This window comes from Mesorhizobium sp. M7A.F.Ca.CA.002.09.1.1, assembly GCF_003998555.1.
In the GTDB taxonomy this organism is placed as follows: Bacteria; Pseudomonadota; Alphaproteobacteria; order Rhizobiales; family Rhizobiaceae; genus Mesorhizobium; species Mesorhizobium ciceri.
Genome location: NZ_RZRR01000074.1, coordinates 1 through 10800 on the forward strand (window position 1 = coordinate 1; position 10800 = coordinate 10800).

A 10800-nucleotide genomic window follows, 5' to 3' on the forward strand; every position below is an offset into this window, starting at 1 on the left:
CATCAAGAGCATGCGAATGACCGCCTGCGCGCCGGACAGGAAGATGCGCTCCTTTGCGAGATCGAACTTGTCGTCGAGCGCGACGTCGTGCAGCGTCATCAGGCATTTCCTCTGCGGAGGCCACGCGGGGCAGGCAGCCAACGTCGGGGTCGGATGACGCATCCTTTCTCCCCTTGCAAGGCAGGTCAAACAAAATCGCAGATGCCAGGCAACGCGCAACGAACAGTCCGCGGCCATCCTGAATCGGGTATGAAACCGATCCGCGGACATTGCCCGGCGCATGAACATTACAGCTGCGGCGCGGCCGGCCGCGACGCGTCAGCCGCCTTTCGAGCAATCTGGCTTCGGCTCGCCCGGCAGCTTGCCGTCGGGATGGCCGACGAGATCGGGATTGGCGGTGTAGAGCTGGTCGATGACCAGCGGCCGGTCGGGCAGGATCGACTGGTCTTCCGTCGACATCAGCGTGGTGTCGATCTTCTGCAGGACCGCGCCGTCGGCGCCCTTGATGCTGATGGCAATCGCATAGGGCTTGTTCTTGACGACGCAGGTCAGTGCCGGGCTCTCCAGCGTCACCTTGTCGAGCTTCGGCCAGACCTTCTGCTCGACCACCAGAGGTGCGCCGCCGGCGGGATCCTGGAAGCTGGCGACCGCCACCTGGCCCTCTCCCATCGGCTTCAGCGGCCGCAGGGTCACCACATAAGTCGCCCTGGCGAGGCGGTAGTTGAAAACGAATATCTTGCCGGAAATCTCGAACAGCTTGCCTTCGGCGTCGCCGGTGTCGCGGCAGGCGCCGAGCGCAACGGCCACGATGAGCGCCGCGCCAACAAGGATCGAACGGGAAAGGCCGCTACGCATTCTTGACCTCATTTTCCGCCATGCGACGACGGCGATAGTGACGGCTTGCCTTCTGACGGTTGCCGCACACCGCCATGTCGCACCATAGGCGGCTGGAATTGCGGCTTCTGTCGACGAACAGCCAGGTGCAGTTGGGACAGATCCTGAGCCTTGCGACGGTATCGTCGCGCAGAAGCGATAGCGCCGAAACCGCCAGCGCCGCCTCGAAGGCGATCGGCGTCAGGGGATCACCGAACGGCCTTCCCGGCACACCGATCTCGGTCCGGCTGCCGGCAAGACCCTCGGCGCAGGCGCTCAGGAATCCGGGCAGATCAGCGGTGGCGACCGCGCCCTTCGACACCGCTCCACGAAACAGCCGGTCCGTCGCCTCGCGGATCGACAGCACGACGGGTGCGATCGCCACCGCTGAGGATACCGCCAGCGGCCTTTCGCCAAGCTCGGCGGCGCGAAAGCGGCTCGCCGCGTCGGCGAAGCGAGCAATCTCGGCCGGATCTTCGAAGCGGTCGAACGTCCGCTCCGGATCGCCGCGCAGCACGACGGTGTTCGCCGTGTCGAGCGCAAGCAGGCCGCCGGTGAAGCGGTGCGGGGTCCATGATACCGTCATGGCGAAAATCTAACCGATAAATCGTATTTGACAAGTTAGATTCAGCGATGCAACCTCACTCCGGGATGCGGTGGTCTCCGCAGCCTTTTGAGCATGCTGTTGGCCAGGACCGCTTCGCACTTTTGGGCGGCATGCTTCGAGGTTTTGCATGCTCTATTTCTTCCAGCAGGTGCTGAACGGGCTGCATTCGGGCGCGCTGTATGCGTTGCTCGCCTTTGGCTATGTGCTGACCAACGGCATCCTGCACCGCACCAATCTCGCTTATGGCGCGTTGTTCGCCTTTTGCGGCCAGACCATGATCCTGACCGCGGCCTTCGGCTATCAGGTGCTGTGGCTGACGCTGCTGGCGGCGGTGGCGCTCGGCGTCGTCGCTGCGTTCCTCTATGCCGCGCTGATCAGCCACGTGCTGTCGCGCAGTGTCTTCGAACCGTTGGCCGACCGCACGCCCAATGCAATCGTGGTGACGACGCTCGGCATCCTGCTGCTGCTGTCCGAAGCGAGCCGCATCGCCGCCGACACGCATGATCTGTGGCTGCCGCCGATGCTGGCGCAGCCCATCGTTTTCGCGCAGGGCGCGACCTTCAAGGCAACGCTGACGCTCATCCAGCTTATCGACTGCGCCGTGGTGGTGGCGGCAATCGCGCTGGCAAGCTGGGCTTTTGCCCGGTCGAGCTTCGGACGGTGCTGGCGCGCCGTCTCCGACGACCCCAAGGCTGCCGCGATGTGCGGCGTCGACGTACGCGCGGTGTTCCGGCACGCGGTGCTGTTCGGCGGCTTCTGCGCCGCGCTGGCCGGTGTCATGGCCGGGCTCTATTACGGCAATGTCAGCTTCGGCTCGGGCCTCGTCTACGGACTGAAGATCCTGTTCGTGACGGCGGTCGGCGGCTATCTCTCGCCACCGCGCGCGGCGCTCGGCGCGGCCGTCTTCGGCATGGCCGAATCGCTGTGGGCCGGCTACTTCCCGGTCGAGTGGCGCGACGCGTGGATGTACCTGTTCCTGGTCACGACGCTGATCCTGATCGGCGCCGGCCGCGACACCGGCAAAATCGCCTGAAAACGTCAGACTTTGGTTGCATGACGCGAGGGCAGATCGCCGGTATTGGGCACTGTCTGCGATGCGATGATATTCGCTGCCTCTATCCTTGTTGACCCGTCAGTCCACGCGCGGCATACCGTTGGACCACGTGGCGTGACGGACAAAAAGGGGGAAGCCGGCACGCCTCCGGTACAAGGGAGGAATGCATGGCAGGGCTTCTCGCTCTATCCAGGACTATTGATCGCGCCAACGAGTTCATCGGCAAATGGATATCGTGGCTGATCCTGCTGGCGATCCTGGTGAGCGCCGCCAACGCCATTATCCGCAAGGTGTTCGACATATCCTCGAACGCTTGGCTCGAGCTGCAATGGTATCTGTTCGGCGCCGCCTTCATGCTGGCCGCCGCCTATACGCTGAAGCAGAACGAACATATCCGCATCGACGTCGTCTACGGCCTGTTTCCACGCCGCGTGCAGCACTGGATCGACCTTTTCGGGCATGTCTTTTTTCTGATGCCGTTCGTGACGCTGATGGTGATCTATTTCGTTCCTTATGTGTCGCTGTCGTTTCGCAGCGGCGAGATGTCCAACAATTCCGGCGGCCTGATCATCTGGCCCGCCAAGGCCATCCTGCTCGTCGGGTTTTTCCTGCTGGCGCTGCAGGGCATCTCCGAGATCATCAAGAAGATCGCCATCATGCGCGGAGACATGGACGACCCCAATCCCTTCATATCGGTGCATGAGCAGGCCGAACTCGAAGCCAAGGCGCTGGCCGACGAGGTGCGTTCGTGATGGAGTTCATCGCGCAGAACATGGCGCCGATCATGTTCGCTTCGCTGATCATCTTCCTGCTGATCGGCTACCCCGTCGCTTTTTCCTTGGCCGCCAACGGCTTGATGTTCTTCTTCATCGGCGTGCTGCTGTCTCCCTATTCCGGAGGATCGATCAACCTCGCCTGGCCGCTCCTGCACGCATTGCCGGATAATTTCTACGGCAGCCGGGTGATGTCGAACGACACGCTGCTGGCCATCCCGTTCTTCACCTTCATGGGCATCGTGCTCGAGCGGTCGGGCATGGCCGAAGACCTGCTCGACACGATCGGCCAGCTGTTCGGGCCAATCCGCGGCGGCCTCGCCTACGCCGTGATCTTCGTCGGCGCGCTTTTAGCGGCGACCACCGGCGTGGTGGCGGCTTCCGTCATCGCCATGGGCCTGATCTCGCTGCCGATCATGCTGCGCTATGGCTATGACCGCCGGCTCGCATCCGGTGTCATTGCCGCCTCCGGCACGCTTGCCCAGATCATCCCGCCGTCGCTGGTGCTGATCGTGCTTGCCGACCAGCTCGGCCGCTCGGTCGGCGATATGTACGCGGGCGCGTTGATCCCGGGCCTCGTGCTCACCGGCCTCTATATGTCCTATATCCTGATCATGTCGATCATCCGGCCGAACTCGATGCCGGCGCTGCCGCTCGAGGCCCGTACACTTGGCCATGGCGTGATGTCGCTGCTGGTGGCTTTGCTGGTCACATCGGCGGTTTCCTACGCGGCATATCGTTATCTGGCGCCGGCGCATGGCGACAATGCCGACATTCTTGGCGCGACTGCCGGGGTGCTGTTCATCTACATCGTCGCCATTGCCGACAAGCGCCTGAACTTCAACATGATGTCCAGGCTAGCGCAGCAGGTGATCATCGTGCTGATCCCGCCACTGGCGCTGATCTTCCTGGTGCTGGGCACCATCTTCCTGGGCATCGCCACGCCGACCGAAGGCGGCGCCATGGGCTCGGTCGGCGCCTTGTTCATGGCGGCGGCCAAGGGGCGCTTGTCGCTTGACGTCGTTAAGCAGGCACTGGCCTCGACGACAAGGCTGTCGTCCTTCGTGCTGTTCATCCTGATCGGCGCACGGGTGTTCTCGCTGACCTTCTACGGCGTCAACGGCCACATCTGGGTCGAGCACCTTTTGACGTCGCTGCCGGGCGGCGAGGTCGGCTTCCTGATCGGCGTCAACATGCTCGTCTTCTTCCTCGCCTTCTTCCTCGATTTCTTCGAACTGGCGTTCATCATCGTACCGCTGCTGGCGCCCGCCGCCGACAAGCTCGGTATCGACCTGATCTGGTTCGGCGTGCTCCTGGGCGTCAACATGCAGACCAGCTTCATGCACCCGCCCTTCGGCTTCGCGCTGTTCTATCTGCGTTCGGTGGCCGCGCGCGTGCCCTATCTCGATCGTCTCACCGGCAAACAAATCGCGCCGGTGACGACCGGCCAGATCTATTGGGGCGCGGTGCCCTTTGTCTGCATCCAGGTGATCATGATCGGGCTGACCATCGCCTTCCCGCAAATGGTGATGCACTACAAGGGAACGACCGTCGATCCGGGCACCATCGACTACAAGGTACCGGAGGTGCCCGGCCTGTCGCCGCTGGGCACGCCGCCGGCGGATGGAGCGGCGCCCGCTGGTGGCGCCACGGCGCCGGCCGCTCCTGACCTTTCGCAACCGCCCAGTTTCGGCGATCCGACACCGGCAAAGCCGGCAGCGCCACAGCCCGACCTGTCGCAACCGCCAAGCTTCAACTGAACCGGCATGGTCAAGACCATGAAAGCGGTGCGGCTGGAAGCAGTGGGCGGCATCACGCTGCGCGACGTCGACATGCCTGACATCGGTGCGGATGAGCTACTGGTGCGCATCGAAGCCTGCGGCGTCTGCGGCACGGACCGGCATCTGTTTCACGGTGAATTTCCCTGCACGCCACCGGTGACGCCCGGCCATGAGTTTTCCGGCATCGTCGAGGCGATCGGAACATCGGTCTCGGGTTTTGCCATCGGCGATCGTGTTACCGGCGACCCCAACATAGCCTGTGGGCGCTGCGCACACTGTCACGCGGGACAAGTCAATCTCTGCAGCAATCTGTGCGCGATCGGCATTCATCGCGACGGCGGCTTTGCCGAATATCTTGCCTTGCCGCAGAAGCAGGCTTTCGTCCTGCCTGCAGGCCTGAACCCCCTGCACGGTGCCTTCTGCGAGCCGCTCGGCTGTTGCCTGCACGGCGTCGACCTTGCCGGTATCAAACCGGGCAGCTCGGTGGTCGTGCTTGGCGGCGGCGTGATCGGCCTGCTCACCGTGCAGCTGGCAAGACTGGCGGGAGCCACGACCATCATCCTGTCGACCAGGCAGGCTTCGCGGCGCGCCCTCGCCGAGGACCTCGGCGCGACAGCGACGATCGATCCGACAGCCACCGATGTCATCGATGCGATCGCCGGACCGGCCGGTCTGGCGCCAGGTGGCGTCGACGTCGTCTTCGAATGCGCCGGCGTGCGAGAGACCGTCGAGCAGTCCATGCGCCTGGCCCGAGCCGGCGGCACGGTCGTCATTGTCGGCGTGACGCCGCAAGGCATGAAAGCGGAATTCGAGCCGTTCGACCTGTTGTTCCGGGAACTGAAGGTGCTCGGTTCCTTCCTCAATCCCTACACCCATCGCCGCGCCGCCGAACTCATCGCTTCCGGTGCGGTCGAGATCGACAGGCTGATCTCCAGGCAGGTGTCGCTTGAAGAAGCGCCAGCGGTGATCGCCAATCCGCCGGCGCCCGGCGAGGTCAAGGTTCTGGTGGTGCCGCGCCGCGGCTGAACCGCCGGCTTCGCCTCCCGGCATATACAGAAAAGCTCTCTAAGCGGGGTCCGCCCAGAGAGCTTTTGAGCAGAAGTACAAACGACTACAGCTTGCCGTTGCGCTGCTGGACCATCATGAAGGTGTCGTAATTGTATTCGGCCACCTGTGCCCAGAGATAATGCTCCTTGCGGAAGCCCTTGATCGATTCCCAGATCTTCTTGAACGGGGCGTTGGAAGCTTCCATTTCGGTATAGACCTCGTTGGCCTTTTCGAAGCAGGCGGCCATGATCTCCTGGCTGAACGGGCGCAGTTTCGCGCCGCCGGCCACCAGCCGCTTCACCGCCGCAGGGTTCAGATAATCGTATTTCTGCAGCATGTTGGCGTCGGCCGCCTGCGCGGCAGTGTGCAGCAGCGACTTGTACGTTGGCGAAAGCTCTTCGTACTTCGCCTTGTTGAACATCAGGTGGACGGTCGGGCCGCCCTCCCACCAGCCGGGATAGTAATAATAGGGCGCCACCTTGTAGAAGCCGAGCTTCTCGTCGTCATAGGGGCCGACCCATTCGGCCGCGTCGATGGTGCCTTTTTCCAACGCCGGATAGATGTCGCCGCCGGCGATCTGCTGCGGCACGACGCCGAGTTTCTGCACCACCTTGCCGGCAAAACCGCCGATTCGCATCTTGAGGCCGGAAAGGTCGGCCACCGTGTTGATTTCCTTTCGGAACCAGCCACCCATCTGCACGCCGGTGTTGCCGCCCGGCAGGCCGAAAAGGCCCTGCGTGGCGAGAAACTCGTTGAACAGGTCGATGCCGCCACCATGGTAATGCCAGGCATTCATGCCGCGTGCGTTGAGCGAAAAGGGAACCGCCGCACCGAGCGCCCATGTCGGGTCCTTGCCCCAGTAGTAATATGCCACCGTATGGCAGGCCTCGACCGTGCCGGCCGTGGTGGCGTCGGCGGCCTGCAGGCCAGGCACCAGCTCACCGGCAGCAAAAACCTGGATCTGGAAATTGCCGTCGGTGGCTTCCGACAGCATCTTCGAGAACACCTCGGCGCCGCCATAGATGGTGTCGAGCGACTTCGGGAAGGACGACGCCAGCCGCCATGTCACCTTGGGATTGGACTGGGCGATTGCAGGCGCCGCCAGCGTGGCCGCCGCCGCCGCGGCACCGACGCCGGTGACACCGGCCTTGCGAATGAATGAACGACGATCCATGAAGTTCCTCCCTTTTGGATCAACAGGCCGACGTCAGAAAATCCTCGGTTTCCGTGTCGGTTCGTTCGAGACAATACACAGGCAAGAAGTCGAGTCCAGCAGGCCGGCCCCATTTGACGGCGAAGCCCGGCTGCACTGCAACTATAGTCTAACAGGCCGTTTCGTGGCCCATGCGACACGCCGAAACTTGGCATGGAAAAATAACGTGGGATCGCCTATTTTGAAGGCAGGTATCCCTTGCCCAAATGGAACACAGAGCCCAAATGCATCAGCCGCTCGTCGCCATATCGACCGACGTCCGTCAGTTCGACAACTACACCTGGCACGCCGCCCCACAACAATATCTGGAAGCGGCGATCACCGGCGCCGGCGTGTTCCCGGTGCTGGTGCCATCGTTCGGCGACCGGCTCGATTTCGACGAACTCCTGTCGTCGGTCGACGGCGTCATGGTCACCGGCTCGAAATCCAATGTGCATCCCTCGCTCTATGGCGGCGACGCCAGTGAAGCCAATGGCCCCTATGATCCGGCGCGCGACGCCACGACGCTGCCGCTGATCCGCCGGGCGATCGAACGCGGCGTGCCGCTGCTCGCCATCTGCCGCGGCATCCAGGAACTGAACGTGGCGTTGGGCGGCACGCTCGGCACCGAGATCCAGGAGCGCGAGGGTTCGCTCGATCACCGCGCGCCGGTGAGCGAGAAGCAGGACGAACGCTTCGCCATCCACCAGACCATTTCGATCAAACCTGACAGTTGCCTGGCCGGTGTGTTCGGTGCCGGCGACATCAAGGTCAATTCGTTGCACCGCCAGGCGATCGACCGGCTCGGTTCGAAGCTGCAGGTCGAGGCCGTCGCCACCGACGGCACGGTCGAGGCGGTTTCGGTGCGGGACGCCCGCGCCTTCGCCGTCGGCGTGCAATGGCATCCGGAATACTGGGTCAAGTCGGACAGCAATTCGGTGAAAATATTCCGTGCCTTCGGCGATGCGGTTCGGCTGCACGCCGCAGCGAAGGCCGGCGCGCGGGCCGCAGCGGAATAATCAGTCGCCGGATTTTTTATCACGGGTGGCCGCCAGCGACAGCAGCGGCAGCGCCGGGGCATAGGATTCGTAGCCGTCGCCATCGGCAGCCGCGAAGGTGACGATTGGATCGGTGCCATTGGCGCTGAAGGCAACGGTGCCATCGTTTTGCTCGCGCCAGAACTTCGCCTGTTCTATGCCCGGCAAGAGCCGACGGCATTTGGGAGCAACGGTGAGCAACGACAAACCGTCCGAAATTTCGGCCCCGCGGCTGACTGCACAGACCGCCTCATCGCCATTGGCGACCAGCCTGTAGCTGTTGGACGGGGCGGCCTCGTTGGCTACGCTTTCCCGGCTGCCGCCATGAAACAGCTGAATGCCACCAAACAGCGCTGCGGCAGCGATCAATGCGGAAAGTGCTTTCATCATTCTTCATCCACGTACACGGACAGGTTGAACAATGATTCCAAAGGGTTAAGCTGACGTTAATAAATGTGGCAGCCACCGATCAGTTTCTAGCCTTCACATGCGCCGTCTCGGGCACCGGCGTCAGCGGCCGGCGCTCGGTGAACCAGGACACCAGATTGTCGACGCACAGATCCGCCATGGCGCGGCGTGTATGGTCCGAGGCCGAGCCGACATGCGGCAGCAGCGAGGTGTTGGGCGCGTCGAGCAGCGCCTTGGGCACGTTCGGTTCGTCGGCAAAGACATCGAGGCCGGCAGCGGCGATGGTGCCGTTGGCAAGGGCTGCCGCAAGCGCTGCCTCATCGACCGTGCTGCCACGGCCGATGTTGACGAAGACGCCGTTGGCGCCAAGCGCCGACAGTATCTCGGCATTGACCGCCTTCTCCGTCGAGGCGCCGCCCGGCGCGACCGAAATCAACGTATCCACGGCTTCGGCAAGCCCTTTCAGGGTCGCATGATAGTGGTAGGAAAGACCTTCGACACGGCGCCGGTTGTGGTAGGCGACCGGCAAGCCAAAGGCCTCCAGACGCCGGGCAATGGCCTGCCCGATGCGGCCCATGCCGAAAATACCCACACTGCGCCCGCGCAAGGTCAGCCGGCTCAGCGGATAGTTGCCCTTGCGCACCCAGCTGCCGTCGCGCAGCCAGGTCTCGGCGCGCGGCAGGTCGCGGATGGTGTTGATCAACAGCCCGATCGTGGTGTCGGCGACCTCCTCGGTCAACACGTCGGGCGTGTTGGTGACCATGATGTTTTTCGCCGCCGCATGACCGACATCGACCGAATCATAGCCGACGCCGAAGGAAGCGATGAGTTCGAGGTTGGGCAATGCGTCCATCATCGCCGCGTTGATGCCGGCGAACGAAGCGATGCCGCGCACATCACTGCGCATCTCGTCGGTGACGAGCGCCGGATCGGCGCGTTCAATTCTGACACGCCTGAACGTGCGGTTGATGCGGTCGACCGCGTGGTCGTTGAAATCGCCCGGCACCAGGATGGCGACGGTCTGCAACTGTTCGGCCTTGGTCATGCACGCTCCACCGGCTTGCCGGTCGACTGACGCACATGCAGTTCCGGCTTGATCAATTCCTGCGAGGGTCGCACCGTCTGGCCGTTGAGCTTGTCGAGCAGCGCGCTGGCGGCGCGGCGGCCAACCTCGCGCTGGCCGTTCCAGACTGTGGTCAGCGCCGGCGTCGCGATCGCCGCCTCTTCGAGGTCGTCATAGCCGGTGACCGAGATGTCGACGCCCGGCACCAGGCCGGCGCGGGCAATGCCGTTCATCAGACCGATGGCGACGAGGTCGTTCCAGCAGCAGGCAGCTGTCGGCCTGTCCTTCAGCGCCAGGAACTGCCCGGCGGCCTCGAAGCCGGCCTGCTTGGTGCGCGGCCCGGCGATGCGCCAGGACGGCCCGACTTCCAGCCCGGCCGCCTCCATCGCGTTGACATAGCCTTGGTAGCGGTCACGGCCGGTCGAGGTCTGGTCGGTGCCGCCGATCATGGCGATGCGCTTGTGGCCGAGCGAGATCAGGTGATTGGTGGCGAGGCCTGTTCCATAGGAGTCGTCGCCGCGAAAGACCGGCACGTCGGCACCCTCGACGGTGCGCGCGATCAGCACAGCCGGCAGGCCGTTCTCCTCGGCCATCACGATGTCGGAAGCCGGCGTGCCTATCGCCGGCGACATGATGACGCCGTCGGCGCCGAGTTGCAAAAGCGTATCGATGAAAGTGCGCTGCTTTTCGAGCTGATCATAGTGGTTGGACAGGATGAAGGTTTGCCGGCTGCGGTCGAGCTCGCTTTCGATCGAGCGCAGGATCTCGGCGAAGAACGGGTTCATGATGTCGTGCACGACGACGCCGACAATGCCGGAACGCGAGGTGCGCAGGCTGGCGGCGCGTCGGTTGTAGATATAGCCGATGGCGCGGGCATGTTCCTTGATGCGGTCACGGGTGGTCCCGGCAACAAGAGGGCTGTCGCGCAGCGCCAGCGAGACCGTGGCCGTGGACACGCCGAGCGC

The 10800-nt window shown here is 63.6% G+C and carries 11 protein-coding genes; 5 read left to right on the plus strand and 6 right to left on the minus strand.

The features are described 5' to 3' along the window. Window positions 1-318 precede the first annotated feature (318 nt). Window positions 319-855, minus strand: coding sequence for a hypothetical protein (locus EN994_RS05585; RefSeq protein ID WP_013528209.1), 537 nt, complete (start codon window positions 853-855; stop codon window positions 319-321). Then, window positions 848-1459 carry a CGNR zinc finger domain-containing protein gene (locus EN994_RS05590; RefSeq protein WP_063169838.1) on the minus strand — a complete coding sequence of 204 codons (612 nt, stop codon included), beginning with the start codon at window positions 1457-1459 and terminating at the stop codon, window positions 848-850. The genes EN994_RS05585 and EN994_RS05590 overlap by 8 nt, the downstream gene beginning before the upstream one ends. 148 nt (window positions 1460-1607) lie before the next feature. Between EN994_RS05590 and EN994_RS05595 the strand changes: the two genes are divergently transcribed. The 4 genes from EN994_RS05595 (at window position 1608) to EN994_RS05610 (ending at window position 6114) form a co-directional block, all read left to right on the plus strand. Beyond that, window positions 1608-2513: a branched-chain amino acid ABC transporter permease gene (locus EN994_RS05595; RefSeq protein WP_063169837.1), complete on the plus strand. Its 906-nt coding sequence runs from the start codon at window positions 1608-1610 to the stop codon at window positions 2511-2513. A 188-nt stretch (window positions 2514-2701) separates the two neighbouring features. Further along, window positions 2702-3286 carry a TRAP transporter small permease subunit gene (locus EN994_RS05600; RefSeq protein ID WP_013528212.1) on the plus strand — a complete coding sequence of 195 codons (585 nt, stop codon included), beginning with the start codon at window positions 2702-2704 and terminating at the stop codon, window positions 3284-3286. Further along, window positions 3283-5067, plus strand: coding sequence for a TRAP transporter large permease subunit (locus tag EN994_RS05605; RefSeq protein WP_174299056.1), 1785 nt, complete (start codon window positions 3283-3285; stop codon window positions 5065-5067). The genes EN994_RS05600 and EN994_RS05605 overlap by 4 nt, the downstream gene beginning before the upstream one ends. Before the next feature lie 18 nt (window positions 5068-5085). Further along, window positions 5086-6114 (plus strand): zinc-dependent alcohol dehydrogenase family protein, encoded by a 1029-nt coding sequence (locus EN994_RS05610; RefSeq protein WP_063170440.1) that lies wholly within the window; start codon window positions 5086-5088, stop codon window positions 6112-6114. An 85-nt stretch (window positions 6115-6199) separates the two neighbouring features. Here the strand turns inward: EN994_RS05610 and EN994_RS05615 are convergent, their stop codons facing one another. Next, the gene (locus EN994_RS05615) at window positions 6200-7309 is read right to left on the minus strand and encodes a TRAP transporter substrate-binding protein (protein WP_013528215.1); all 1110 of its coding nucleotides are present in this window, start codon (window positions 7307-7309) and stop codon (window positions 6200-6202) included. A 263-nt stretch (window positions 7310-7572) separates the two neighbouring features. On the opposite strand from EN994_RS05615, the gene EN994_RS05620 reads away from it, so the two are divergent. Next, complete coding sequence (locus tag EN994_RS05620) at window positions 7573-8346, plus strand: gamma-glutamyl-gamma-aminobutyrate hydrolase family protein (protein ID WP_063169836.1); 774 nt, start codon at window positions 7573-7575, stop codon at window positions 8344-8346. On the opposite strand, the gene EN994_RS05625 is transcribed toward EN994_RS05620, so the two are convergent. From EN994_RS05625 to EN994_RS05635, 3 genes are all read right to left on the minus strand, one after another. Beyond that, the gene (locus EN994_RS05625; protein ID WP_024501916.1) at window positions 8347-8751 is read right to left on the minus strand and encodes a hypothetical protein; all 405 of its coding nucleotides are present in this window, start codon (window positions 8749-8751) and stop codon (window positions 8347-8349) included. Window positions 8752-8833: 82 nt separating this feature from the next. After that, entirely contained in the window at window positions 8834-9817 is a 984-nt protein-coding gene (locus tag EN994_RS05630; RefSeq protein ID WP_013528218.1) for a 2-hydroxyacid dehydrogenase, read from the minus strand. Continuing rightward, a complete protein-coding gene (locus EN994_RS05635; protein WP_063169835.1) occupies window positions 9814-10791 on the minus strand; it encodes a LacI family DNA-binding transcriptional regulator in 978 nt (325 codons plus the stop codon). The genes EN994_RS05630 and EN994_RS05635 overlap by 4 nt, the downstream gene beginning before the upstream one ends. Window positions 10792-10800 lie beyond the last annotated feature (9 nt).

Bases quoted from the DNA above. Each gene is read 5' to 3' on its own strand.
- EN994_RS05585 (WP_013528209.1), bottom strand. From the start codon at position 855: ATGCGTAGCGGCCTTTCCCGTTCGATCCTTGTTGGCGCGGCGCTCATC.
- EN994_RS05590 (WP_063169838.1), bottom strand. From the start codon at position 1,459: ATGACGGTATCATGGACCCCGCACCGCTTCACCGGCGGCCTGCTTGCG.
- EN994_RS05595 (WP_063169837.1), top strand. From the start codon at position 1,608: ATGCTCTATTTCTTCCAGCAGGTGCTGAACGGGCTGCATTCGGGCGCG.
- EN994_RS05600 (WP_013528212.1), top strand. From the start codon at position 2,702: ATGGCAGGGCTTCTCGCTCTATCCAGGACTATTGATCGCGCCAACGAG.
- EN994_RS05610 (WP_063170440.1), top strand. From the start codon at position 5,086: ATGAAAGCGGTGCGGCTGGAAGCAGTGGGCGGCATCACGCTGCGCGAC.
- EN994_RS05615 (WP_013528215.1), bottom strand. From the start codon at position 7,309: ATGGATCGTCGTTCATTCATTCGCAAGGCCGGTGTCACCGGCGTCGGT.
- EN994_RS05620 (WP_063169836.1), top strand. From the start codon at position 7,573: ATGCATCAGCCGCTCGTCGCCATATCGACCGACGTCCGTCAGTTCGAC.
- EN994_RS05625 (WP_024501916.1), bottom strand. From the start codon at position 8,751: ATGAAAGCACTTTCCGCATTGATCGCTGCCGCAGCGCTGTTTGGTGGC.
- EN994_RS05630 (WP_013528218.1), bottom strand. From the start codon at position 9,817: ATGACCAAGGCCGAACAGTTGCAGACCGTCGCCATCCTGGTGCCGGGC.